The sequence below is a fragment of the Sphingobacteriaceae bacterium genome (genome assembly GCA_016715905.1).
GTDB lineage: Bacteria > Bacteroidota > Bacteroidia > B-17B0 > Aurantibacillaceae > Aurantibacillus.
Genome location: JADJXI010000005.1, coordinates 192,495 through 217,899 on the forward strand (window position 1 = coordinate 192,495; position 25,405 = coordinate 217,899).

The 25,405-nt window shown below is 35.2% G+C and carries 21 protein-coding genes; 10 read left to right on the plus strand and 11 right to left on the minus strand.

The window, feature by feature from the left end; translation table 11 throughout:
* Complete coding sequence (locus IPM51_08725) at nt 1–873, plus strand: hypothetical protein (GenBank protein MBK9284391.1); 873 nt, start codon at nt 1–3, stop codon at nt 871–873.
* 33 nt (nt 874–906) lie between these two features.
* Nucleotides 907–2,196 (plus strand): bifunctional folylpolyglutamate synthase/dihydrofolate synthase, encoded by a 1,290-nt coding sequence (locus IPM51_08730; GenBank protein MBK9284392.1) that lies wholly within the window; start codon nt 907–909, stop codon nt 2,194–2,196.
* On the opposite strand, the gene ispG is transcribed toward IPM51_08730, so the two are convergent.
* From ispG to IPM51_08775, 9 genes are all read right to left on the minus strand, one after another.
* The gene (gene ispG / locus IPM51_08735; protein MBK9284393.1) at nt 2,188–4,131 is read right to left on the minus strand and encodes a (E)-4-hydroxy-3-methylbut-2-enyl-diphosphate synthase; all 1,944 of its coding nucleotides are present in this window, start codon (nt 4,129–4,131) and stop codon (nt 2,188–2,190) included. The two genes, IPM51_08730 and ispG, sit on opposite strands and share 9 nt — an antisense overlap.
* A complete protein-coding gene (locus IPM51_08740) occupies nt 4,128–4,757 on the minus strand; it encodes a hypothetical protein (protein MBK9284394.1) in 630 nt (209 codons plus the stop codon). The genes ispG and IPM51_08740 overlap by 4 nt, the downstream gene beginning before the upstream one ends.
* On the minus strand, nt 4,754–7,657 hold the full coding sequence (locus tag IPM51_08745) for a GH92 family glycosyl hydrolase (GenBank protein ID MBK9284395.1): 2,904 nt from the start codon (nt 7,655–7,657) through the stop codon (nt 4,754–4,756). The genes IPM51_08740 and IPM51_08745 overlap by 4 nt, the downstream gene beginning before the upstream one ends.
* A gap of 111 nt (nt 7,658–7,768) precedes the next feature.
* Complete coding sequence (locus IPM51_08750) at nt 7,769–8,446, minus strand: hypothetical protein (protein ID MBK9284396.1); 678 nt, start codon at nt 8,444–8,446, stop codon at nt 7,769–7,771.
* Entirely contained in the window at nt 8,446–9,435 is a 990-nt protein-coding gene (locus IPM51_08755; protein MBK9284397.1) for a N(4)-(beta-N-acetylglucosaminyl)-L-asparaginase, read from the minus strand. Before IPM51_08755 ends, IPM51_08750 begins: the two co-directional genes overlap by 1 nt.
* 1 nt (nt 9,436) lies before the next feature.
* Nucleotides 9,437–11,065: a beta-N-acetylhexosaminidase gene (locus tag IPM51_08760; GenBank protein ID MBK9284398.1), complete on the minus strand. Its 1,629-nt coding sequence runs from the start codon at nt 11,063–11,065 to the stop codon at nt 9,437–9,439.
* Nucleotides 11,066–11,069: 4 nt separating this feature from the next.
* Entirely contained in the window at nt 11,070–11,480 is a 411-nt protein-coding gene (locus IPM51_08765) for a YeeE/YedE family protein (protein ID MBK9284399.1), read from the minus strand.
* A 4-nt stretch (nt 11,481–11,484) separates the two neighbouring features.
* The gene (locus IPM51_08770; protein ID MBK9284400.1) at nt 11,485–12,045 is read right to left on the minus strand and encodes a YeeE/YedE family protein; all 561 of its coding nucleotides are present in this window, start codon (nt 12,043–12,045) and stop codon (nt 11,485–11,487) included.
* Nucleotides 12,046–12,070: 25 nt separating this feature from the next.
* Nucleotides 12,071–13,495, minus strand: a complete 1,425-nt coding sequence (locus IPM51_08775) for an MFS transporter (GenBank protein ID MBK9284401.1) — start codon at nt 13,493–13,495, stop codon at nt 12,071–12,073.
* A gap of 143 nt (nt 13,496–13,638) precedes the next feature.
* Here IPM51_08775 and IPM51_08780 point away from each other — a divergent pair, with 143 nt between their 5' ends.
* Nucleotides 13,639–14,532: a class I SAM-dependent methyltransferase gene (locus IPM51_08780; protein ID MBK9284402.1), complete on the plus strand. Its 894-nt coding sequence runs from the start codon at nt 13,639–13,641 to the stop codon at nt 14,530–14,532.
* 17 nt (nt 14,533–14,549) lie between these two features.
* Here IPM51_08780 and IPM51_08785 read toward each other — a convergent pair whose 3' ends face one another.
* Nucleotides 14,550–14,981, minus strand: a complete 432-nt coding sequence (locus tag IPM51_08785; GenBank protein ID MBK9284403.1) for a type I restriction enzyme HsdR N-terminal domain-containing protein — start codon at nt 14,979–14,981, stop codon at nt 14,550–14,552.
* Between the two features lie 57 nt (nt 14,982–15,038).
* Between IPM51_08785 and IPM51_08790 the strand changes: the two genes are divergently transcribed.
* Both IPM51_08790 and meaB read left to right on the plus strand, forming a co-directional pair.
* Nucleotides 15,039–15,812, plus strand: a complete 774-nt coding sequence (locus tag IPM51_08790; GenBank protein MBK9284404.1) for an AMP nucleosidase — start codon at nt 15,039–15,041, stop codon at nt 15,810–15,812.
* Between the two features lie 2 nt (nt 15,813–15,814).
* Nucleotides 15,815–16,795 (plus strand): methylmalonyl Co-A mutase-associated GTPase MeaB, encoded by a 981-nt coding sequence (meaB, locus tag IPM51_08795; protein ID MBK9284405.1) that lies wholly within the window; start codon nt 15,815–15,817, stop codon nt 16,793–16,795.
* A gap of 7 nt (nt 16,796–16,802) precedes the next feature.
* Here the strand turns inward: meaB and IPM51_08800 are convergent, their stop codons facing one another.
* A complete protein-coding gene (locus IPM51_08800; protein MBK9284406.1) occupies nt 16,803–18,404 on the minus strand; it encodes a T9SS type A sorting domain-containing protein in 1,602 nt (533 codons plus the stop codon).
* A gap of 172 nt (nt 18,405–18,576) precedes the next feature.
* Between IPM51_08800 and IPM51_08805 the strand changes: the two genes are divergently transcribed.
* The 5 genes from IPM51_08805 (at nt 18,577) to IPM51_08825 (ending at nt 25,384) form a co-directional block, all read left to right on the plus strand.
* The gene (locus tag IPM51_08805; GenBank protein MBK9284407.1) at nt 18,577–19,062 is read left to right on the plus strand and encodes an RNA polymerase sigma factor; all 486 of its coding nucleotides are present in this window, start codon (nt 18,577–18,579) and stop codon (nt 19,060–19,062) included.
* A complete protein-coding gene (locus IPM51_08810; GenBank protein ID MBK9284408.1) occupies nt 19,059–20,312 on the plus strand; it encodes a hypothetical protein in 1,254 nt (417 codons plus the stop codon). Before IPM51_08805 ends, IPM51_08810 begins: the two co-directional genes overlap by 4 nt.
* 69 nt (nt 20,313–20,381) lie before the next feature.
* A complete protein-coding gene (locus IPM51_08815) occupies nt 20,382–21,803 on the plus strand; it encodes a DUF2807 domain-containing protein (GenBank protein MBK9284409.1) in 1,422 nt (473 codons plus the stop codon).
* 153 nt (nt 21,804–21,956) lie between these two features.
* Nucleotides 21,957–25,022: an N-acetylmuramoyl-L-alanine amidase gene (locus IPM51_08820; protein ID MBK9284410.1), complete on the plus strand. Its 3,066-nt coding sequence runs from the start codon at nt 21,957–21,959 to the stop codon at nt 25,020–25,022.
* 140 nt (nt 25,023–25,162) lie between these two features.
* On the plus strand, nt 25,163–25,384 hold the full coding sequence (locus tag IPM51_08825; protein MBK9284411.1) for a DUF2795 domain-containing protein: 222 nt from the start codon (nt 25,163–25,165) through the stop codon (nt 25,382–25,384).
* The last annotated feature ends 21 nt before the right edge of the window (nt 25,385–25,405 follow it).

Below are 25,405 nucleotides of genomic sequence, written 5' to 3' on the forward strand. Positions count from 1 at the left end.
ATGTATCTATCTAAAGAAGAAGAAAGAAAACACAAATTGCTTTCAGGCACTATCAGCCTGGGAGCTTTTACTTTGTTATTATTGTTTTTAATTTTCTTTAATCTAATTCGCCCTAATCCTCCATTTCCACCCAGCGGCGGTGGCGGAGGACAGGAATTGGCTTTGGGAATGATGACAGTGGGTAATGATGATATTGATTTTGGAAATATGGGTAAAGCTACCAATGTTGTGGTAAATGAAACTTCTTCTGCTGAAGAACAATTGGTAACCGACCCGGGTGGTGAAAATGTGGAATTAAAAAATACAGAAAAAAAAGTTGTTAAAGAAAACACGCATGTTATTGTTCCGGTTAAGCCTAAAACGGAAAAAGTTATTGTTAAAGAAAAATCAGAAGCAGAAAAATTAGCAGAAAAATTTAAAAAGAATACCGGGAAAGACGGGGGTGGACACGGAAATAATGAGGAGGCCGGTCAAAATGGTGCACCTAATGGTGACCCAACTAAAGAAGGGAATGGCGGAACCGGGAATGGCGATGGCGGAGGTGAAGGCAATGATAAAGGCCCCGGTAAAGGTCCGGGCAATGGTCCCGGCTTTGGTGGAGGAAAAATTGGAGTGGATTTAAAAGGAAGAGCAATAGTAAAGCCACCTAAATTACCAAGTGATACCAAAGAAGAAGGTAAAGTGGTTGTTGAAATAACTGTAGATAGTGAAGGGCATGTTATTGAAGCTAATCCGAACGGGAGAGGAACAACCACAAGTAGTGCTACCTTAAAAGCAAAAGCTAAACAAGCCGCTTTTGCAACAAAATTTAATGTGGATGGAAAGTTTGAAGAACAGCGTGGTACCATTACCATTGTATTTTCATTTAATTAGATAAGTCTGATCCAATAAAACAATAAAGCCTAAATGACTTATCAGCAAACCGTAAATTATTTGTTTGAAAAGTTACCTATGTTTCATAGGATTGGCCCGGCCGCATATAAAGCGAACCTCGACAACACGCATAAAATAATGGAGTTGTTGAATAGACCACAGCAGAAATTAAAAGTGATTCATGTTGCCGGCACGAATGGAAAGGGTAGCTCATGTCATATGCTTGCTGCAATTCTTCAAGATGCAGGTTATAAAACAGGTTTATATACTTCACCGCATTTAATTGACTTTAGAGAAAGAATAAAAATTAATGGTAAAGTAATCAGTAAAAATTATGTGGTTGATTTTGTAGAAAAGTATAAATCGGAATTTGAAAAAATTGAACCTAGTTTTTTTGAATGGACTGTTGGACTCGCGTTTGACTATTTCAGGAACGAAGAGGTTGATGTAGCCGTTATTGAAGTGGGTTTGGGCGGAAGATTAGATTCTACTAACGTGGTTAAACCTTTAGTTTCGTTAATTACAAATATAAGTTACGATCACGTGAATTTGTTGGGTGATACTTTGCCCAAAATAGCGGCAGAAAAAGCAGGAATTATAAAAGCAAAGGTTCCGGTAGTGGTAAGCCAATATCAAAGTGAATCCGGCCCGGTATTTATGACTAAAGCTCGCGAATTAAAATGTACCATTGATTTTGCGGATAAGATTTATAAATTGCTGGATACAAAAATTGAAAATAATTTTTTAATAATTAAAGTTTTAAATAAAAAAACAAATACAATTCATGAATATAAGAGCGATTTAAAGGGGCAATATCAAACCAAAAATATTCTGGGAGTACTTGCAGTTATTGAAAAAATAAAAGAACAAGGTTTTTTAATTGAAGAGGAAAGTGTGCTAAATGGATTAAGCAAGGTTGAAAAATTAACCGGGTTGATTGGCAGATGGCAAAAAATTTCAGAAAAACCGACCATAATTGTTGATACCGGTCATAATGAAGATGGAATCAAACAAGTGTTGGAAAATCTCAAACAAATTAAACATAAAAAATTGCATTTTGTATTTGGTGCTGTAAATGATAAAGACATAGATAAAATTTTAAGTTTATTACCAAAAGATGCCGAGTATTATTTTGTGAAAGCAAATATTCCGCGTGCGCTGGATGAAGTAGAACTTAAAAAATTGGCGCATCAAAAAAAATTAAAAGGTGATTCTTTTGCGTCGGTAAAAGAGGGATTAAATCACGCAAAATCTAAAGTAAAGAAGGAGGATTTAATTTTAGTAGGAGGAAGTACCTTTGTGGTTGGGGATGCTTTAAGTTAAAACTTTCTCAATCCAATCACCATGTTCTTTTATAAGATTAATTAGTTCATCAACTGCTGTTTCGCTGGTCACATTTTTTTTCACCACTTCCTTTCCCTTATATAAACTAATTTTTCCGGGTCCCGTACCTACGTAACCATAATCGGCATCCGCCATTTCGCCGGGGCCGTTTACAATACAACCCATAATGCCAATTTTTATTCCTTTTAAATGATCGGTTTTTTCGCGAATTTTTTGTGTGGTTTCTTGTAAATCAAATAATGTTCTTCCACAACTTGGACAAGAAATGTATTCGGTTTTGGAGATTCGTGTTCGGGTAGCTTGCAAAATTCCAAAAGCAGTGGAATTGCATACTTGCGTACTTACCGATTCTTTTTGCTTAATCCAAATGCCATCCCCAAATCCATCCAACAACATTCCCCCAATATCGGTGCTGCTGAATAACTGAAATTCCGACTCACTTAATTGATTGTAATTACATTTAATAATAAATGGAATTTTACATTCATTTAATTTCAATTCAATAGCCATCCTGCGTAATTCAGGCAGGGTGTGTTTATTAAAAGAATCAAATACTAAACAAATGTTTTTTTCGGATTTAATTTTATTTATAAATGTTTCTGAAAGTACATGAATATCAACAGCCACAAAATTTAAAATGGGGGAGTGCTCTGTAGTTTTAAAATACTCTTCGCCTAAATAAATCGGATAGGCTCTTTCTTTATTTTTGTTCTTTTGCCAATTTTCACTATTATATATGAGTCCAAGTGTTCCCGGAATTTCAAAATCAATATTATTGTCTCCTAAAAATAAGTAGTCAACGGCCATATCCGTTAAGTTCCATTTATCCATAGGAACTGAATATTGATAACCAACACCAAATAAACTTGCCGGTGTGACCTCTGTTTTCATACTGAAATCAGCAATTACTCGTGGTACATGATGTCCGCCAATATTTACAACCTCAATCGTTTTGTTTCTTTCATATTCAAATGGATTATAGGGCAAATCATTTTCAAGTTTTCGAATATCCGAGTGATCTGTTCTTTTAGAATATCTTTCGGCAAGTGTTTTAGCCACTGGAATTTCATATTCAGGCTCTTCGGTTAATGAAACGCGTATTGTATCTCCCAATCCATCTTCTAATAATGTTCCGATCCCAACTGCAGATTTAATTCTTCCGTCTTCACCATCGCCGGCTTCAGTCACACCTAAGTGCAAAGGATAATTTCTTCCACTTTCTATCATTTTGGAAACTAATAAACGATAAGCCTGCACCATTACTTGGGTATTACTGGCTTTCATGGAAATAACAATATTGTGGTAATTATTGTCCTCGCAAATTCTTAAAAACTCAAAAGCGCTTTCCACCATTCCTAAAGGTGTATCGCCATATCGACTTAAAATTCTATCGCTTAAAGAGCCGTGATTAGTTCCAATTCGCATGGCAGTGCCATATTCTTTACAAATTTTTACTAGCGGAGTGAATCTGTTTCTGATTCTTTCTAATTCAGCTTCGTAAGCAATATCTGTATAATCAAATGTTTCAAACTTTTTTTTATCGGCATAATTTCCCGGATTCACTCTCACTTTTTCAATTACTCTCGCTGCAAACTCGGCTGCATTAGGGGTAAAATGAATGTCGGCACAAATGGGTGTGTTATAACCTCGCTGAACTAACTCCTTTTTTATAACTTCTAAATTCTTGGCTTCATTTAAACTTGGCGCGGTTATCCTTACCAATTCGCAACCCGCTTTAATCATTCTAATACTTTGTTCAACCGTGGCCTTTGTGTCCATGGTGTCTGTGGTGGTCATGCTTTGTACCCGAATAGGATTAGTAGCACCCAATTTCAAATCGCCTATGGTAACTTCGCGAGTTTGAAATCTAGAATAAGCGGTTAATGAATTGCAGTATTTGGAATTGAATTTCACTTTTTAATGTTTTTGGCAATTCTTTTTGTGATAGGTACCCAAACTCTTCTTCCAACATCTTCGGCCAAATTTAGACATATTTTTTCGGACAAAAGTTTAGTTCTGTACTCGGTACGATCTTTATTGGTACCAAATAGCAAATCACCTGCGTTTCTGTTGTTTTTTAAATCTTCACTTTTAGATTTTGTATTTCTGCATTCCTGCAGATTAACACTTTTGTTTTTATTATCAACTACTTTTATGGTAGCAGAACAGTCAACTGTGTTTAGTATAACATGCTGACCGTTATAGGGTGATTTAGGATCATCGATAATTTCAGTTTTACTGCCTTCAGTTATTTGAAGTAAAACAACATTGAGGGTATAATCTGCTTTGGTTTCGTCATCTACCATTGTTACGTTGTGCGTAATTCCGCCTTCATTTTTCAAACTACTAATAAATCCGTTCGAGATTTCTTCGTCACTTACCAAACCCACATACTTCACATTAAAATCATTGGAAATATATGAGGGTTTAATGGATTGCGTATTCAGGTAAATACTCACCGGTTTAGCAATGCCTTTTTTAAACAATGTGCAAGAGCTCAGCGAATAAATGAGCAGAAATATAATTAAGGTTCTAATCAATTGATTTCAATTTCATCAACAAAAATAAAGGCTCCATCGCCGTGACCTAAATGCCACTCAGGTAATTCGCCAAAGTTAATTGCTTTGATACGAATGTAACGAGTTTGAATAGATTTCTCAAATGATTTCTTTAGTTTTTTAATGATTATTTCTTCTTTTTTTGGGTCTACATCACTACTTAAGGATTCAAGCTTCTTAAAAGTCTTACCATCAGATGATATGCTTATTTCCAATTGTTTGGGGAATAAAATCCATGATCGGGAATCTTGTAAAAAGTTGGCCGAAACGTGATGAACTGGTATTGTTTTCTTTAAATCAATTACGCAATCAAAATCTTTGTATTGATAGCCTTGCCACTCTCCTTTTCGCCAGTTTTCCGATCCGTAAATGCCATCAATTACTCCATCTGCTCCACCGGCAGTATATTGCTTGTTATATGCGGTTTTTAATCGTATAGAATAGTTATTTGGTCTTTTCACAAATTCCGCCTTATTTGTTGCACTGCTAAGGTCATTACAAAATGTTTTGCACTTAACTACACCTGATTTTTCGATTACTAAAGGTTTCAAATAAACTGATGAGTTGGAATCCGGTTCAGTTCCGTCAAGCGTATACACTATCTTTTGATTTATACAAGAATGACCCTGCAATTTAACAGTAGTTTTTCCTATAAAAGATTTCCCAGGTGCTTGTATGATAGGTGTGGGAATCAAAAAAGGAGTTTCAATTTTACTGTTTGGTATGGTGGCGTCGGCTCTGCCAAATTTATTTTCAGCGCTTAATGTAGGCTCAAAAGAAAATGTCATACTTCCCCCATTCAGAATACGGTTATGACTTATCCAAGAATTAAAACTGAGTCCGTCATTGTATTTTACGGATTGAACAACGCCGGACTCGCCGTTATAAGCGTATTTATTTATGGCAAAAATGATATTATTTTCTAATCGTATTTCGGCTAAATCAAAAAGCGGGCTTCCTATAATATATTCAGTTGAGCCCGGACAAACCGGATAGAAACCTAATGCACTGAAAACATACCAGGCACTCATTTGTCCACAATCTTCATTGCCAATTAAACCGTCGGGTGTATTTTTATAAAAATCGTTTCTAATTTGTGCAATTAATTTTTGAGTTTTTTCAGGTTTGCCAATATAGTTATAGAGGTAAGCCATGTGATGGCTAGGTTCATTCCCGTGCGCATACTGACCAATTAATCCGGTAATATCTGCTTGCGTTCTGCCGCTGGTTTTGGATGAGGTTTGAAAAAGGGAATCTAATTTGGTTTCAAATTTTTTCTTTCCTCCATGCATTGCAATTAATCCCTCAATATCTTGTGGAACATAAAATGAATATTGCCAACTGTTTCCTTCGGTAAAATGATTATTCACTTCCTTAGCGTCAAACGGAAACAACCAGTTTCCGTTTTTTCGTGGACGCATAAATCCGGTTTTTGGGTCGAACATGTTTTTGTAGGCCTGGGCTCTATTCATGTAAATCAGAAAATCAGTTTGTTTATTTAGTTTTTTGGCCATTTGAGCAATGCACCAATCATCGTACGCATATTCGAGTGTGCGTGAAACGCTTTCTGAAATATCATCAACATCCAGAAAGTTTTTATTGCCATAATCCTGAATTCCGAAACCAGTGTATTGTGATGCTGCTTTCATGGCATCAAATAATTTTTCATTATCTATCCCGTCAATCCCTTTTAAAACAGCATCAGCAATTACAGAAACAGAATGATAGCCAATCATACATTCTGTTTCATTAGCCGATAATTCCCATACAGGAAGTCGATTTGCTGTTTTATATTGATTTAAAAAAGTATTTAGGAAATCTTTTGTTCTTTCTCTCTCAATAATAGTGAATAAAGGATGCAAAGCTCTGTACGTATCCCACAATGAAAAAACGGTATATTGCTGATGTTTATCTGATTTGTAAATTTTATCATCTCGATCTCTATATGAACCATCCACATCGCTGGCTAATGAGGGATGAATGAAACAATGATAAAGTGCCGTGTAGAATATAGTTTGCCGGTCGGAATTATTTTCGAGAATTTGAATTTTATTCAATTGTTCGTTCCAAACACTTTCGGCTTTTAGTTTGTATTTTTCAAAATCCCAATGATCGGCTTCTTGCAGCAAATTAGCCATAGCGCCTGCCTCACTTACATTCGAAATGCCCACTTTAACCAGCAAATTTTGATTGGGAATTTCAAATTCTATTGAAGCTCCATTTATGATATTATTAGTTTTCGAATATGTAATTGACTTTATTGGTTTTGAAAATTGAAGGGCAAAAAAACATTTTTGATTTTTGGCCCAGGCCTCACTGCTTCTGAATCCGCTTATAGTATTACTGTCTTTTTGTTGAATATTTCCATCTAATAATTTATCACGATGCAATAAATCTAAAATCACATAAGCTTTTCGATCGGGAAAGCTATATTTATGAATTCCGGTTCTGAGTGTGGCAGTCAGTTCAACATTTACTTTTTCTTCTTTCAAAAAAACCTGATAATAACCGGCACTTGCTTTTTCTTGCTTATGATTGAAGGTAGATGAATAAAAGTGCGGATCTATAATTGGATTTGAACTTACCGGCATCAGCATTACATCTCCCCAATCACTACATCCGGTTCCACTTAAATGAGTATGTGAAAATCCATAAATAATAGAATCTGAATAATGATAACCGCTGCAACCATCCCAACTTCCATCAACGCGGGTATCCGGACTTAACTGCACCATGCCAAAAGGAAGAACAGCACCCGGAAAAGTATGACCGTGACCGCCGGTTCCGATAAAGGGATTAACAAACGGTGTGAGATTTTTTTGTGCTATAACAGAAATTGAGCACGTAAAAAAAATATATAGAGTTAAAATCCGCGTAAGCATTAATTTTTTAAAGGTAATAAATGCTTGCTTGGTAGTGAAAAATAAAACTTATTATTTAATATCTAAATCTTTAGTAGTTAAAGAATGATACAATTCCGGTCACTTACCTTCTTAAGAACGTATTTTTTGTAGTAATTGCTCAATTTCTTTCTGATTACAAATGGATTCACCTTTAGAAAGTGCTGCGCTGTGAAATTCCTTACAATTCGTTTTTAATAATTCAGGAAATTGAGAAGCGCGAATTTCTCCACCGGGAATAATATTTATTTGAGTTCCGAATTGAAAATGTAGTTTTTCTAAAGCAGGAATACCATTTATAGCGGTGAATTGGGCTCCGGAGGTTAAAACAGAATGAAAACCAAGATTAATCAATAATTGAACCGCGTTAAATATATCACTTGTTTTATCAATGGCCCGATGAAATACGATATGAAGTCCGGAAGATTCTGCTATAAGTTTCTTACAAAAATCTTCATCAATTAGATTATTTTTTGTTAAGGCTCCGAAAACAATTCCGTTAATGCCTATTTTTTTGCAAAAACGAATATCCTTAATCATTTGTATTTTTTCCGAATCGGAGTATTGAAAATGATTGGCATGTGGTCGTAATAGAACATGAATTGGAATTTTTATTTTATCGCGTACCTCAGCAATTTCTTGTTGAGTTGGAGAAAGTCCCCCAACTAAATAATTTTTGGCAAATTCTATTCGGTGAGCACCTGCTTTTTCAGCAATTATGGCCGATTCAATGTTAAAACACGCTAATTCGAGTCGCCTTTCAGATTGCATTAATGTGAGTGATAATCAGAATCAAATAATTTATTCCCACTTTCATTGGCCAAGGCATAATTAAATCCTTTTTGTAAGGCATAAGAACCATGCTCACCATTTTTGTTAATGGCTAAAAAGCCAACTTGAACATCTTTAATATTAGGGCTTTTAGTAATTAAACGTTCAATTGCTTTTTTGCAGGCTTCATTTGGCGAGTGGCCTTGGCGCATGAGTTCAACAACTAAAAAAGAACCACAAATTTTAAGAACAGTTTCCCCAACCCCGGTTGCACAAGCGGCACCAATTTCATTATCTACATACATTCCGGCACCAATGATTGGAGAATCACCAACGCGCCCATGAATTTTATAGGCCAGTCCGCTAGTGGTACAGGCGCCGGCAAGGTTTCCAAACTCATCCAGGGCTACCATTCCGATGGTATCATGATTTTCAATATTTGCCTTTGGTTTATATTCAGATTTTAAGAGCCATTCCTTATATCTTTTTTCCGCTTCAGCAGATAATTTAGATGACTCCAATTTAAATCCATTTTCTAATGCAAATTTTTGAGCACCGGCACCGGCTAATAAAACGTGAGGTGTTTTTTCCATCACCATTCGGGCAACGCTAATCGGATGTTTGATTTGTTGTAAAAAAGCAACCGATCCGCAGTTTCCTAAATAATCCATTATACTCGCATCTAAGGTCACTTTTCCATCACGATCGGGTAATCCTCCTAAGCCAACACTTAAATTAGTAAAGTCAGCTTCCGTTACCATTACGCCTTTTTCAACCGCATCTAATGATTTTCCTTTTGTGCTCAATATTTTCCAGGCCTCTTCATTGGCTTCTAGGCCGTGTTTCCATGTGGATAATACGATTGGTTTTTGTTTTGCGAAAGAAATTATTTTTGTTGCCGAATGATTTGAACTTTGAAATTTTGGAATGCCGGTTAAGGCTAAAGCAGAAATTATACCGGTTTTTTTAATAAATTTTCTTCTTTCCATATTATCGTTTATTTAAAAAATGGCGGGCATACTTAATATTTAATTTATCTAATCTTTTAGAATTAACTTTTAATCTTTTGCGAAAATCTTCCAAATCTTTATTGTCCTTTTCAGTCCACAAAGCTTCAGCTAAAGCACACATTCTTGGTAGAGCCATGTATTCTACTTGTTTTTCGTTGATAATATATTCTGTCCATACGTTTCCTTGCGCACCTAATATCATTTCTTCTTCATCATATTTTAATCCTTCCGGGGTTGGATTAAACAAATAAACCGAATCTACCGGATTATAACCACCTATGGCGTGTGGTTCACCGGGAAATTTGGATTGGTAATGATCAAAATAACAAGGATTACCCGGACACATCACTACCTTATGTTTTAATTGAGCAGCCTCCTTGCCACCTTTCATTCCTCTCCAGCTCATCACCACGGCTCCTTCGGGTGTTCCTCCTTCCATAATTTCATCCCAACCGATCATTTCTTTTTTCTTGTATCTCAGAAAATTTCCAATTCTGCGCATGAAAAAACTTTGCAACTCTTCTTCGTTTTTTAATTTTTCTTTACGCATTAAATTTTTACAATGCTTGCATTCTTTCCACCTTTGTTTAGGACATTCATCTCCTCCAACATGTATATATTTATCCGGAAAAAGTTCTACTACTTCACTTAATACATTTTCCAGAAATTCCAAAGTAGAATCTTTACTGCAAAACACATCATTAAAAACTCCCCAGGTGTTTGCCACCGGTAATTTTTTTCCGGTACAGGAAAGCCAGGGATAAGAAGCTAATGCTGCTTGCGCATGACCGGGCATTTCAATTTCGGGAACTACTTGAATGTGTAATGTTTTTGCATAGTTTACCACTTCACGAATTTGCTCCTGTGTGTAAAAACCACCATAATTTTCCGTTTCCGTATTACCTTCCTCATCCGAACCTGATTGTGTATTCTGTCGCCAAGCTCCAACCTGTGTTAATAGGGGATACTTTTTAATTTCTATTCTCCAACCCTGATCATCGGTTAAATGCCAGTGAAAGGAATTCATTTTATACATGGCCATTAACTCGAGATATTTTTTAATAAATTCAACCGAATAAAAATGCCGGCTCACATCCAAATGCATACCTCTCCAGGAATATTTCGGGTGATCAATAATATTCATACATGGAATAGTATAAACGGTTTGTCCCGCAGCATTTACATTGGGCACATTTTGTGTTGGAATTAATTGTAATAAGGTTTCAAGTGCATAAAAATTTCCCCCACCGGAGCCTTCAGCCATTATCGTAATTTTAGAAGCTGTTACATCCAAGTGATAATTTTCCAAGAGTCCCGCCTCAAAATCAGGAATTACAAATTCAATATAATTTCCTTCGGTTGGTTTAGTGCTAACTATAGGACATTTAAAACCAAAATATTCTTCCAATCGTTTATTAAACCAATTCACATCAGAAATTAAGTTATCCCTACTCAATACAATTTTCGTTTGATTGGATAAGATAAATCTGCCTTGATTGTAGGTAATTGCATTAGGTAATGGCACAATCGGCGCAAAATAGGTGTTGTTTTGCGCGATTGTCAAATTCAATACACCTAGTAATCCAATTATAATTCTAATTTTTTTCAAAATACTAATGAGGCAACTTATTTTTTAATTTTCCATAAGTGTAAGTACCTAACACGGCACTTAAAATAGCTACTATAAATACCCAATAGCCACTTCCGAAACAGGCATATAATGGTCCGGGACAAGCACCGGTAAGTGCCCAACCTAATCCAAATAATAGTCCGCCAATCACAGTGCCTTTATTGAGTTCTTTAGTTCCTATTATTATTTCTTCACCTTCGATTGTTTTAATTTTCAATTTTTTAATGAGTTGAATAGATATAATTCCGGTAAGAATTGCAGAACCAATGATACCATACATATGAAAAGATTGAAACAAAAACATTTCATGTATCCTAAACCAGGAAATCACTTCCGCTTTAACTAAAATCACACCAAAAAAAGCGCCAAGCAGTAAAAATTTAATCATCTTCATAAGCTTATAGTTTTAAGAGGTAAGGTAAAAAAATCCAAGTAGTGATTAAACCACCTATAAAAAAACAAATGGTTGCAATAAGCGACGGTAATTGAAGATTCGAAATGCCCATTATGGTATGTCCCGATGTACAGCCATTGGCATAACGGGTCCCGAAGCCTACTAAAAAGCCGCCAACGACAATAAATAAAAACCCTTTAACGGTGAAAAGTGCGTTAAAACTAAATAAATCTTTAGGTAATAAACCTTCAAAATTTTGAATGCCTAGGTTAAGAAGATTTGTTTTTGTATCCGGATTTATATCAACCGGATTTGGATTAGAAAAAATAAACCCGGCAATAAATGATCCGATAATTACACCACCCACAAAAACCAAATTCCATATTTCCGATTTCCAGTTATACTTAAAAAAAGAAATGTTACCGGGTATACAGGCAGCGCATATATGTCTAAAGGAAGAGGAAATACCAAAACTTTTATTTCCTAAAATTAAAAGTAGCGGAATCATAAGTCCGATTAAGGGGCCGGCAATATACCAAGGCCAGGGTTCAAATAATAATTTCATATAAACAAAAATACAAGAAATAAAATTAATGTGAGTTTTCGGCTTTTTCGTAAGTTATACCTTGCGCATTTAATATAGATTTAGCTTTCCATCCATAATAGGCCAAATAAAGAAAGCAGCCAACCCCAACCAGGTAACTGGCATTTATTCCCAATAAATGATCTGAAGCCAGCCAGCCTTGTAATAAACTTATAAATCCACCTCCCATAATCATCATGATTAGATAACTAGAGCCTTGATTTGTATATTTTCCTAATCCGGAGATAGCTAATGTAAATATGCATGGCCAAAGTGTCGAACAAAATAATCCTACACTGATTAAAGCGTACACACTTATCATTCCGCTTGTGAGCATACCAATTACCAATGCTAAAATTCCCATTACTGAAAAAAGAAATAGTTGACGTGCAGGACTTCCTTTACTTAATAAATCAGCTAGTATTAAAACAGTAATTACACCGGCGTATAAATAAAAGGGTTGTAGATTTTTACCGGCAATAAAATTGGCTAATAAAAAAACACCAAATGCAAGATAAGGTAAAACAAAGCGCATTATTTTTTGTGTGCTTAAAGAGAAACCAAATGCTTGAACAGCACCTGTCCATCTGCCTATCATTAAACTTGCCCAAAACAATGAAACAAAGGGTGCAACTTCATCTGTATTTGTTCCTAGATATTGTTTCATGTATTCGGGTAGGTTGGAAGCAGTAGATACCTCAACACCTACGTATAGAAAGATTGCAATCATCCCCAAAACCAACTGCGGATATTCAAACACAGATTTTTTGTTACCGCTTTGCGTTTTTGTTTCCTCTTCTTTATAGGTAATTTGATTGGGAAGAGAAGAAAACTTAAACAATAAAGCAACAATTATAAATGCTATTCCCAAAATAAGGTAAGGTGTTTTAACTGCTTCAATACTTTCTAATTTAGCACCGGAAGTAATACTGCCGAAAATCGCAAAACTCACCAATAATGGACCAATAGTTGTACCCACGTTATTTATGCCGCCTGCTAAACTTAATCGCTGTGATCCTTTATTGGGGTCGCCAATTGTAATGGTGAGTGGATTGGCTGCAGTTTGTTGCAACGAAAAGCCTAATCCAACTATAAATAGTCCGCTTATCATTAAGGGAAAAGAAACATTTTGAGCCGCAGGATAAAATAGTAAAGTGCCAATGGCGGAAATGAAAAGACCAAGTGCTATGCCGTTTTTGTAACCCAACTTGTTCAGCATATCGCCTCCTGTGAATTTAGAAATCAAAACGTATAGCACTGAGCCAACAGTATAGGCAACATAAAATGCAAATGAAATCATTTGACTTTGCCATTGTTCTAAATTGAGTTTTTCTTTGAATACCGGAATGAGTATATCGTTACTGGCGGCTACAAAACCCCAAAAGAAAAAAACAGAAATTAGAATGAGAAAAGAAGAATTACCCTTTTGCATAGTTATATTTTAACCGAAATTATAGCATTTAAATAAGGTAATTAACGGATTGACTTTAAGTTTTTAACATTCTATTTTCAGTATCATTTGTTTATGGTCTAATGGATGTGTCTGAATTAAACTTAATTTAGCAAAAAGTATTTATGCAGTTGATTAGCCCTCATAATTTTTCTGATTACGAACTTATTGATTGTGGAAATTTTGAAAAACTGGAAAGGTTTGGGAAATACATTACGATTCGTCCGGAACCGCAAGCCGTTTGGCCAAAAATAAAATCAAATTCAGATTGGGAAAAAATAGCTCATGTAAAATTTATTCCAAAAAACAGCAGCAGCGGTGAATGGAAAAAACTCAAACCAATGCCCGATCAATGGGAAATTAAATATAAAGTTAAGAGTCAAAAATCTAAAAAGGAATATGATTTGGTTTTTCGATTAGGACTCACTTCATTTAAACATGTAGGAATTTTTCCGGAGCAAGCAGTGAATTGGGATAAGATTTTTACTTTTTGCTCGGCATTGCAAAAACCCAAATTTTTAAATCTTTTTGCCTATACCGGCGGAGCAAGTATTGCCGCTAAAGCTGCCGGCGCAGATGTTACGCATGTAGATAGTATTAAACAAGTGGTGACCTGGGCTAATGAAAATATGCAAAAAAGCGGTTTGGATAATATACGCTGGTTGGTTGACGATGCCTTAAAATTTGTAAAAAAAGAAATCAGAAGAGGAAATATTTATCAGGGCATAATATTAGATCCCCCGGCTTTTGGTCATGGGCCAACCGGAGAAAAATGGAAATTGGAAGAAAATATTTCCGAAATGATGGATTCTGTTTTACAATTGCTTGATAAGAATGATCATTTGTTAATTCTGAATGCCTATTCATTAGGATTCTCGGCTTTAGTTCCGCAAAATTTATTACAAGGCTTTGCCGAAAGAAATAAAAGTTCTTTAGAAATTGGCGAATTATATTTACCGGCTAAAAGCGGTATAAAATTACCCCTGGGTGTTTGGGGAAGTTTGCAAAAAGGAAAGTAAAATTTTTGTTACGATTTTTAGTTTTGGTAATCGGGTAATTCTTGTATCTGCATCTCATTTTCTAATATAAAATCACTCACTCCATTGCTAATCATAATAAATTTTGAATTTAGAATGAGGTTATAGCGCAAAACTTGTTCCAACACCTCCTTATTCAATTCAATATAGGGGGCTTTACATTCAATTAATATTAACGGAAGTTTATTGGAATCAAAAACCAAAATATCAAATCTTTTTCGTGTGCCGTTCAATTCTATTTCCTTTTCAAGGGCAATTTGTCCGGCCGGATAACCTTTCAACTTTATCAAATAATGCATAATGTGCTGTCTTACCCATTCTTCCGGTGTAAGTACCAGCCATTTTTTTCTGTTCGGATCAAAAATAAGCACCTGCCCTTTTTCGTTCTTCATTCGAGCATCAATTGGTGGATATTTAAGTTTCAGATTCAAACGCAATTAAATTTTTTTAAATATATTTACATTAATTGAGATTAAACTCATAAAAACATGAAAAGCAAAGAAGAAATAGTTAACAACTGGCTTCCTCGATATACGGGTGTACCACTTGAAGATTTTGGTCAATACATTATTCTGGTCAATTTCAACAATTACGTGAATATGTTTGCCGAAAAATACAAGGTTGAAATTAAAGGTAAAGATAAGCCCATGCCTTCGGCTACAGCTGAAAATATTACCATCATTAATTTCGGAATGGGTAGTGCCGGGGCCGCTACTATTATGGATTTGCTCACCGCTATTAAACCTGCTGCAGTTTTGTTTTTAGGTAAATGTGGAGGTTTAAAAAAGAAAAATCAAATTGGTGATTTAATTTTGCCTATTGCAGCAATTCGAGGCGACGGAACAAGTAATGATTATTTTCCACCGGAAGTCCCAGCTTTACCTGCATTTAATTTACAAAAAGCGATATCTTATACCATTCGCTTAAGAAATAGTGATTACTGGACAGGAACAGTTTATACTACTAATCGCAGAGTTTGGGAACATGATGATGTATTTAAAGAATACTTACGCGAATTGAGAGCCATGGCCATTGATATGGAAACCGCTACCATATTTAGCGTTGGTTTTCATAATGAAATTCCAACAGGCGCTTTGTTGTTAGTAACTGATCAACCTATGATACCGGAAGGAGTAAAAACCGAGGAAAGTGATGTGAAGGTAACTCAGCATTTTGTAGACGATCACTTACAAATCGGAATTGATTCATTAAAGGAGTTGCAAAATAAAGGCGTTTCGGTAAAACATTTGCGTTTCGAATAAAATTGGCTATAACAAAAAAAAATAATAGTTCGGCCTACTTCATAAAAGGAATTTTAAATGGAGAAATTGATGTTTTAAGTAAAGCTATTACTGTTATTGAATCAGCTAATCCCGCACATCGGAAATTAGCCGCTAACATTCTCAAAGGTTTAAATAACATCAAAACAAATTCTTTTCGTTTAGGAATTACCGGTGTTCCGGGTGTTGGCAAAAGTACCTTTATTGAAAGTTTTGGTAAAAAATTAATCGAAAAAAATCATAAACTCGCTGTTTTAGCTATAGATCCTTCCAGCACAAAAAGTAAAGGCAGTATTTTAGGTGATAAAACCCGAATGGAAGAGTTATCTAAATCCAAAAATGTTTTTATTCGTCCTTCACCTAATGGAAAATCCTTAGGCGGTGTTGCTCGTTCCACGTATGAAACAATATTACTTTGTGAAGCTGCAGGTTTTGATTTTATTATTATTGAAACTGTAGGCGTTGGACAAAGTGAAATTGCCGTAAGCCGTATGACTGATTTTTTTCTTTTATTGATGTTGGCCGGTGCAGGTGATGAGTTGCAGGGGATTAAAAGAGGAATAATGGAAATGGCAGATTCGCTTGTTATCACAAAAGCAGATGGAAATAATAAGGAAAAAGCTAAAATCGCAAGAGGAGAATATGCGCGCGCCATGCATTTACTCCCTGCTCCCGAAAGTGGTTTTACAGCAAGAGTGGAGGTTTGTTCTGCTTTAGAGAATCAGGGTATGGATAAAATATATGATTTAATTCAATCCTATAAAACGCACGTATCGGCTAATCAGTATTTTCAACACAAAAGAAAAACACAAAACAATGAATTGTTGAAGATTGCAGCGGAAGAATATTTAATTAGCGCTTTCAACAACGATAAAAGTGTGCAGAAAAAAATCAAAGAATTATCCGCTAAAAAGTTTCTCCCCTTTGTGGAGGCCGTGAAGTTGGTGGATAGGTTTATCAAATGACTAGTTTCTATTCCAGTATCATCACTTTTTCTGCTCTGGCATATTTCCCGTCAAATACAAAATTAAAGGAGTAAAGTCCAGCAGATAAATTTAACTCTTTGGATAAATCAATATTGTGAATTCCCTTAGAAAGTGAATGAAAATAAAAGTCCTTTACAATCCTGCCATTTTGATCGGTAATGTATAAATCAACAGAGCCTGTATTGGGAATATATATCTTTAAATTAATTGTTGATGTACTTGGGTTCGGGTAAACACTAGCCTGCAAAGGATTTGATCCATCAACGGGAAGTAAACCGGTGATTTGATCTTTAAACAGCCAAACTTCATAAATAACATTATGTGCATTGGTTACTGAAGTGTTATTATTAGTGAAGGGATTTGTTTGTGGACTGTAAATTCCACCATAAATATGTCCAATGAGTATTGAATCATTGGTAAATGTAGATAATTTTAAGACTTCATTTTTATAATGAGCAATATTATGATTGGGAATAAATTCCGCACTGGCGCCAATAAGTGCCGGCATTTCTACATTAAAAACATATTCTTGCAAAGTACTAATGGAATTTCTGGAAACTCTTGAAATGGTTTTTACAAAGGGAACATTGTTGTCTTGTGTTAATACATTGTTTACGTATGCGTATTGACTCATTCCTCCAAAGAAAAGGGAGTGCATGTTATTATTAACGCTATCATATAAAGCAACTTTTGCTGAGTGGTAATTACTTAAATACTGATTAAATGAAGGCTGTGGCGTGTAACCCGATGCTTTAATATCTACAGGATAAAGGAAAGGCAAATCTACTGCAATTTGAAAAACACCGGATGAGATGGTGTATCCTTCTTCGCCGTTTGGAAAAATTTGAGGAACCAAATTATAATCCCTGCGATGTAAATGAACCTGATCTGTTATAACGGTGTAATTACTATAACTTAATTGAGCACCTGAGTTGTTAAGATTGAATTTTTTTATTCCATCTACATAAGTTTGTGTATAGGTAGGATTTCCCATCGGATTATATCTTCCATCAAAGCGGTGACCTCCCACCAAATAATACAAGGCCCCAATTTTGCCTAATTGTCCTCCGTTCACGGCAAAATTCTGATTGCTAATTTGTTTAAAATAGGAAGAAATAGAAATTGAATTGGTAATAGCATTAATTAATCCACTAACTGAAACAGAAGTTAAGTTTGGAAAGGTTATGTGATCAAGGGCAGTATTACTGTATCCATATCCTCCAATAATATAAAGTGTATCTGCATCCTGATAAAAATTCATGTTAGTTGATTGCAGTTGTTCTTTTAAGCCGGTGTTTAAAGCATTAACAGAGCTACTCCAAAATTGATTAGTGTTCACATCAATAACATATATGTCTGTGTTATTGTTGGATGCCGGAAAAGCGTTGAAGGGTTGACGCGCGTGTAAACCATCTTTTCTTCCTCCAATCACTAACCATTTGCCGCCCGATTGAGCAAATGCAAAAGAATGAAGGCCTTGAAGTCCATTTACACTTTTTGGTTTTAATTTTACTGAATAATTAAAGGGAATATTTTGCGCAAAAGAAATTTTGCTAATTATTAATAGTATAAAAAATATTTTTTTCATAAACTAAAATTACAACCCTGGTTTATTTTGTACTGTAACACTTGTTACAAGAGTGTGGTTAATTTTAAGTTTAATAAATCAAAATGAATCGCAACTACTTGATTTCCAATTAAAAAAAATTAACTTTTGCTGTAACTATTTCAGGTTAACTTCGTCTTATTATTAAGCTAAGATGAATATTGCTGAATATAATACTTGCGTTGAACTCCATTCGGATGGGGTTTACCGTTTTATTTTAAAGCATATTAAAGATCGCGATCATGCCAAAGATATTGTGCAAGATGCTTTTGAGAAAATGTGGAGAAAGATTGATACCATAGATGGAACTAAAGCAAAAACTTACCTATTCACTGCCGCTTATCACACCCTAATTGATTTTACGCGTAAGCAAAAGAAAAGCGGCGATTTTAGCGAAGTGAATTTTAATGAGCATTCGCATACCGAACAATATAATGACCTGAAAGAAATTTTAAATAAAGGTTTGGAATTATTGCCTGAAATTCAGAAATCGGTTTTAATGTTACGCGATTATGAGGGTTATGATTATGCGGAAATCGGTGAAATAACCGGACTAAACGAAAGTCAGGTTAAGGTATATATCTTCAGAGCAAGAACATTTTTAAAAAACTATATCGGAAAGATGGAGGTGTTGTTATGAGCAGAATTAGTTTAGATAATTACGAGGCGTTTTTGTTGGATTATTTTGAAGGTAATTTGAGTGAAGATACAATTCACGAATTAAAAACATTTATTTTATTGCATCCCGAATTAAATATTGACCTCACAAATTTGGATTTGCCGGTGTTGGAAAAAGAAGAAAATGAAATTGAGTCAAAAACGGATTTATTAAAAACAGTCAATCAATATCAGGAGGAAAAAGTGCTGACCTATTTAGAAGGCTTGATGAGTAAACAGGAAAAGTTACAGTTTGAAAATGAATTGAATAACAATCCTGAATTACAAGCGCTTTTGAATCTCTATTCAAACACAATATTAAAACAAGATTTTAGTGAGGTTTTTGAAGGCAAAGAAACCCTTTTGGAAAAATCGGATAGGGTATTACTGGCTAATCCGGCTTTAAATTTTGTGGAAGAAAATATTTTGAATAGTAATATATTAATTCCTACTTCATTTAATTCAGAAGTTCAATCAGAAATTAAGTCCTATGCCAAAACCAAATTGCATGCTGATCATTCTATTGTTTTCCCTTTCAAAAAGGAAATAAAGAAGGAAACTCAATTAATTGTTTTGTATTCACGCAAAAAAATAATCGCCGTGGCAGCAGCTGTTATTTTTCTTATTGGATTCGTATGGCTTTTTAATTTTTATTTTACTACTCCGGCTGTTCAACATACAGAACTTTCAAGTCTGAATAAAAGTAAGGTGAACGATCAGGTGAATGAAATTGAAAAACACAAAGTAATTGAAAGTTATACCGAGTCAGGCCATGAGATAAACAATTCAAAGAATTCGCAAAAAAAATTACAGGCTTCTCATATTCTGCAGAATAAACAAATTAAAAGTGAACATAAAAAGAAAGACTTATTTATACAAAAAGATTCTTTAAATAATAAGAATGAAGTAATAGAAAATAAGTTAATCGCTGATATTAATTATACAAAAGAAAATAAGAACATTATACCTGATGCTGAGGATACTTTGAAAGTGAAGGAAACACTGGTGAATCAAATTGAACCGGATAAAAAAGTAAAAACTACTTTGTTAGCTTATGAAACGGACGATGAGGAAATTGAAGCGATTGCCCCGGAGAAAAAAGGATTTTGGAAAAGTGCTGCACGTTTGGCCTCCAATGTAAATAAATTAGGAATGAAAGCGGTGAATGGAAAAGAAAGTGAAGGTGATGGATTTTTATTATCCTTTAATTCCCTAAGCATAGAAAAAAAATAAAGAATATTTTTTGAATAAGTTGTAACTTTTTAATCACGCCCTGCGTCTTATTCTTAAAAACAAGAAATTATGAAAACAAAAATTTTAATACTCACGCTTTGCTTCGGATCATTTTTAAGTTGGTCTCAAGATGGCAAGGAAAGATCGATAACTTCTTTTGAAAAAATTGAAGCTTCGGGTCCGGTTAAAGTTACTTATCGCCAATCAGACACGTTGAGTCTGAAAATAAACGGAGAAGACAAAGATGCTACGAATGTAGAAACTAAAGTAGAGAACGGAATTTTAATCATCGATTTAAAAGGAAAGCAAGATGAGAATGTAATGGTACGCGTAAGCGGACCTGTTTTAAAATCTGTTTCTTTTAGCGGTGCTGCCAATTTTAAATCATTAGGCGCTGTTAAAGCAGATACCTTTTATATACAAGCCGCAGGAGCCGGACATGTTAAGATTAATTTAGATGCGAATTATGTTAATTGCAATATGAGCGGTGCTGGAAACACATCTATTGAAGGTAAGGCAGAATTATTTGATGCAGTTGTTGCTGGGGCCTCTACGCTTAGAGCTTACGATTTTATTTGTAATAAAGTTAATATTGATGCATCAGGCGCTTCTACGGCTAAAATATTTGTAAATAATTCATTGAATGCAAAAGCAAGCGGAGCCAGTACCATAAAAATAAAAGGCGATGCAAAAGACATCAGTGCCGAATCAACTTCAGCGGCAAGCATTACACGCATTGTAAATAATGGAGATTCTAAAGCCGGTTCAGATTCTACTACCATTCGTTGGAAAGGAAAAAAAGTGATTATTGTTGAAGGCGATAAGGATAAGAAAAAGATGAAAATCGGAATGGATGGTTCTTGGGATCATTGGGCAGGTTTTTCATTGGGTGTAAATGGTTTATTAACTCCGGGTGGAAGCACCTCCATGGACAAAGCTTTTAAATATATGGATTTGAATTATTCCAGAAGCATTAATATTCAATTGAATTTTTTTCAGCATAATTTTCACTTGTATAAAAATTATGTGAATCTGGTAACCGGATTCGGAATAGAGTGGAGGAGATATATGTTAGATAATAAAACCACTTTAAATCCCGATTCATCTTTCACGTATGGCATAATTGATAGCACCAATAATTTCTCTTACAATAAAAACTTATTTAAATCAACCATGTTGCAGGTTCCTTTGTTACTCGAATTCAATACCAGCAAAAAAGCTAATCGTTCATTTCACATTGCGGTGGGTGCCATCGGGCAGTTTATGGTGAACAGTAAAACCAAACAAATTTTAGAAACTAAGGGAGATGAATATACCAAGGTGCGAAAAGACACTTATAATATGTCGCCACTCAGTGTAAAAGCACATGCCTCCATTGGTTACTCAGGCTTCACGGTTTTTGGAGAATATAATTTAACCGAGCTATTTGATAGTGGCGAGGGACCCAAATTACTTCCCTTTACAGCCGGAATCAGAATTGTACCCTTTTAGTTGTTGATTGATTTGATTGAAATAAAACCTCTCTGCTGCAAGGGAGGTTTTTTTGTTTAAAAACGTTTTAGCACCATAAGTTTAATCAATTCTTAAAAGAATAGTGAAATTTTATCATTCATTTTTTCATAATTTCACATACCGTAAAATTCAATGAAAAAATTAGCTTTTATTCTTTTCGTTTTGTTCAGCAAAATTATTTTTGCACAGGATATCCTTATCGAAAATCCGTATCAACAAATATTTAAAAATGCCTACGTTTTAAATCCTTCCATTCCAAAAGGTATATTAGAAGCGGTGGCCTATACGCAAACCCGCTTTGAACATTTAAATCCCGAGGTGAATGAGTCTTGTATTGGCTACCCAACTACTTATGGAGTAATGGGACTGGTACAAAACGGTAAAAATTATTTCAGAAACAATTTAATAAAAGTGGCCCAACTTTCCGGTATACGTGAAACGGAAATCAAACAATCTCCCGAAAAGTCTATTTTAGCTTACGCCGTTGCTTTTTCTGCTTTACAGCGCGAAAATAACATTAACTCAACCAAGCTCAAAGATTATTTACCGATTCTGATCGCCTTAAGTGAATTACCGGTAAGTAACGATTTGCAAAATGATTTTGCTATGAACGCCCATCTTTATCAGTTATGTTGGTTTTTAAATAATACACAATTTCAGGAATCTTATGAATTTCCACACTATGAAATTGATTTAAAAGAAATATTTGGTGATAATCTTCAGGTATTACAAGCTAAAAACATCAACATATCGGAAAACAAAGTAATGGGTAACGGCACAGCTTATAAATTATCGCAAAATAATTTATTGCTACAGTCACCCGATTATCCTTCCGCCATTTACGATCCAACTTCGTGCAATTACAGCAGCAGAAATGGAGTTGGCATCAGCGCAGTTACTATTCACTTTGTGCAAGGCTCTTATGCCGGATGTATATCCTGGTTTAAAAATTGCAATGCCAATGCCTCGGCTCATTATGTAATTAGAAGCAGTGATGGTCAGGTTACGCAAATGGTATTAGAAAGTTTAAAGGCCTGGCATGTGGGTTCTGAAAATCCATACACGGTGGGTATAGAGCATGAAGGTTATGTCAATAATATTTCCTGGTTTACCAATGCTATGTATAATTCTTCGGGTGATTTAACGCGTGATATTTGCAATAGCAATAACATTAATAAACTGCGCACTTATTATGGCCCGAGCTGTAGTGGAAGTTCTTCTCAATGTTTACTGGGTGCATGTACCAAAGTTAAAGGTCATCAAATGTTTCCCAATCAAACGCACACTGATCCGGGTCCGAATTGGAATTGGGAAAAATTTTATAAGATTGTAAATAATACCTATAGCATTACGGCAACTTATACCGCAGCGAATGGGAATTTTTATGATACCGGTGGACCCGGTGCAAATTATTCAAATGATGAACGTAAATTCTGGAGATTTTCCGCGCCCAATATTAATAACATCACCTTAAGCTTTACTTCTTTTAATGTAGAAAATAATTACGATAAATTATTTATTTACAATGGAGGAACCAATAACGCGCCATTAATTGGAGTTTACACCAATACCGTAAATCCCGGTCCCATTACTTCCGTAAATGATAGTTTATTGGTTGAGTTCAGAAGTGATTGTGGTACAACGGCCTCGGGATGGGCATCCACTTATGTGATGAATGGAACCATTGTGCCAACACCAAGCGATAATATTGCACCGCTTACCAATATTGCAAGTCCGAGTAATTGGAAAACGGCACCATTCACTGCCACCATTACAGATGTTGACAATATGGGAGGAAGTGGCGTGCAAAAAGGATATTATCAAGTCAGCGATTTTAATGGAGTAGAGTGGAGGGCGAATAATACGAAAGGATTTTTTACCGATCATTTTGATAATGCCATTCATCCCGAATGGACAGTTAAAACCGGAACATGGAATGTAAGTGCAAATGCTTTAGTGCAAACCGATGAGGTGAGTACTGCTGCGAACAACACAAACATTTACGCACCACTAACCCAATCCTTAAGCAATAGGTATTTATATCAATTTCTGGCCAAGTTTGAAGGAAGCGGGGTATCTCGTCGAGCGGGTTTTCATTTTTTTGTGGATCAGCCCGATAGCAGCAACCGAAACAATTCTTATTTCGTTTGGTTTCGATTAGATGACCAGAAATTACAGATTTATAAAGTGGTGAATAATGTATTTGGAGCGCCAAAGGTTGATATACCACTAACGTTTAGCGTAGGTCAGTGGTATGATATCAGAACAATATACGATAGAATAACGGGTAAGATTACTGTTTATTGGAACAATAGTCCGGTAGCGAGTTGGACCGATCCTTCTCCAATTGCCAATGGAAATTATATTTCTTTCAGAAGCGGGAATTGCAAATTCAGTATTGATGAAATAAAAGTATTCCGATCAAGAAATGCTAATGTCAATGTGCCGATTGGAACAAATCCGGGAGATGAAATGCGTTATCAAAATCCAAATTCATTTACACCTGCAGGAAAAATCAGCTCTATATGTCAGGATTCAGCACAGAATTTATCTTCCGTAAGTTTTGAAAACGTAAACGTAGATTGGACTGCGCCGACGAACATTCCCTTTGTAAATGATGGATTATTGGCTGACATTGATTCCGTAAAAACAATCAATGCTTTAAGTGCCAGCTGGCAGGTTTCAACAGATCAGCATTCAAATGTTGCGGATTATTTTTATAGTATAGGAACCGCTCCCGGTTTAACGGATATATTAAATTGGACCAGCAGTAATAATAACAATACGGTAACAGCCGGAAATTTAAATTTAGTGCACAATAACATCTATTACTTTAATGTAAGAGCTGTAAATGGAGCTGATTTATGGAGTAGTATTACCTCTTCCGATGGAATAAAAGTAGATACTGTTGGAGCGGTAATAGGAATAAAAGAAAAAAATAAAATTTCTAACTCTATTTTAGTTTATCCAAATCCATTTAATGAAATCATAAACGTAAAAGATGTTAATGCTTTTCAAAGTTTAGTTTTAACTGACGCTTTAGGGAGAGTAATACCAATTACATTCCGTAAAAAAGAAAATGCCGGAGTTTTAAATACGGGTAATTATTATGCAGAAACAGGTCAGTTATCTTCAGGTGTTTATTTCATTCGAATAGAGCAGAATGGGCAGTTCTACTATTATAAACTTGTCAAATAAATAGAATAAATTTCAGGTTTATGTTATAGTGCTGAATAACAAGTGTTTAGAGAAATTTTAGTTATCAGAATATTTTAAATTATTCTTTTTTATTCCCTAAAATTTTTTTTCATTTGCAGAAAATTAATTAGAAGTAAACTATGTATTGGACATTAGAATTGGCGAGTTGGTTAGAAGATGCTCCCTGGCCGGCAACGAAGGATGAGTTGATTGATTTCGCGATGAGAAGCGGGGCGCCGATGGAGGTGATTGAAAATTTGCAGGAGATGGAAGACGAAGGGGAGAGTTATGAAAATATTGAAGAGATTTGGCCGGACTATCCCACCAAAGATGATTTCTTTTTTAATGAAGACGAATTTTAATCCGCAAAGCGGAGAGCCCCG

Bases quoted from the DNA above. Each gene is read 5' to 3' on its own strand.
- IPM51_08725 (MBK9284391.1), top strand. From the start codon at position 1: ATGTATCTATCTAAAGAAGAAGAAAGAAAACACAAATTGCTTTCAGGC.
- IPM51_08730 (MBK9284392.1), top strand. From the start codon at position 907: ATGACTTATCAGCAAACCGTAAATTATTTGTTTGAAAAGTTACCTATG.
- IPM51_08745 (MBK9284395.1), bottom strand. From the start codon at position 7,657: ATGCTTACGCGGATTTTAACTCTATATATTTTTTTTACGTGCTCAATT.
- IPM51_08750 (MBK9284396.1), bottom strand. From the start codon at position 8,446: ATGCAATCTGAAAGGCGACTCGAATTAGCGTGTTTTAACATTGAATCG.
- IPM51_08755 (MBK9284397.1), bottom strand. From the start codon at position 9,435: ATGGAAAGAAGAAAATTTATTAAAAAAACCGGTATAATTTCTGCTTTA.
- IPM51_08765 (MBK9284399.1), bottom strand. From the start codon at position 11,480: ATGAAGATGATTAAATTTTTACTGCTTGGCGCTTTTTTTGGTGTGATT.
- IPM51_08770 (MBK9284400.1), bottom strand. From the start codon at position 12,045: ATGAAATTATTATTTGAACCCTGGCCTTGGTATATTGCCGGCCCCTTA.
- IPM51_08775 (MBK9284401.1), bottom strand. From the start codon at position 13,495: ATGCAAAAGGGTAATTCTTCTTTTCTCATTCTAATTTCTGTTTTTTTC.
- IPM51_08780 (MBK9284402.1), top strand. From the start codon at position 13,639: ATGCAGTTGATTAGCCCTCATAATTTTTCTGATTACGAACTTATTGAT.
- IPM51_08790 (MBK9284404.1), top strand. From the start codon at position 15,039: ATGAAAAGCAAAGAAGAAATAGTTAACAACTGGCTTCCTCGATATACG.
- IPM51_08800 (MBK9284406.1), bottom strand. From the start codon at position 18,404: ATGAAAAAAATATTTTTTATACTATTAATAATTAGCAAAATTTCTTTT.
- IPM51_08805 (MBK9284407.1), top strand. From the start codon at position 18,577: ATGAATATTGCTGAATATAATACTTGCGTTGAACTCCATTCGGATGGG.
- IPM51_08810 (MBK9284408.1), top strand. From the start codon at position 19,059: ATGAGCAGAATTAGTTTAGATAATTACGAGGCGTTTTTGTTGGATTAT.
- IPM51_08815 (MBK9284409.1), top strand. From the start codon at position 20,382: ATGAAAACAAAAATTTTAATACTCACGCTTTGCTTCGGATCATTTTTA.
- IPM51_08820 (MBK9284410.1), top strand. From the start codon at position 21,957: ATGAAAAAATTAGCTTTTATTCTTTTCGTTTTGTTCAGCAAAATTATT.
- IPM51_08825 (MBK9284411.1), top strand. From the start codon at position 25,163: ATGTATTGGACATTAGAATTGGCGAGTTGGTTAGAAGATGCTCCCTGG.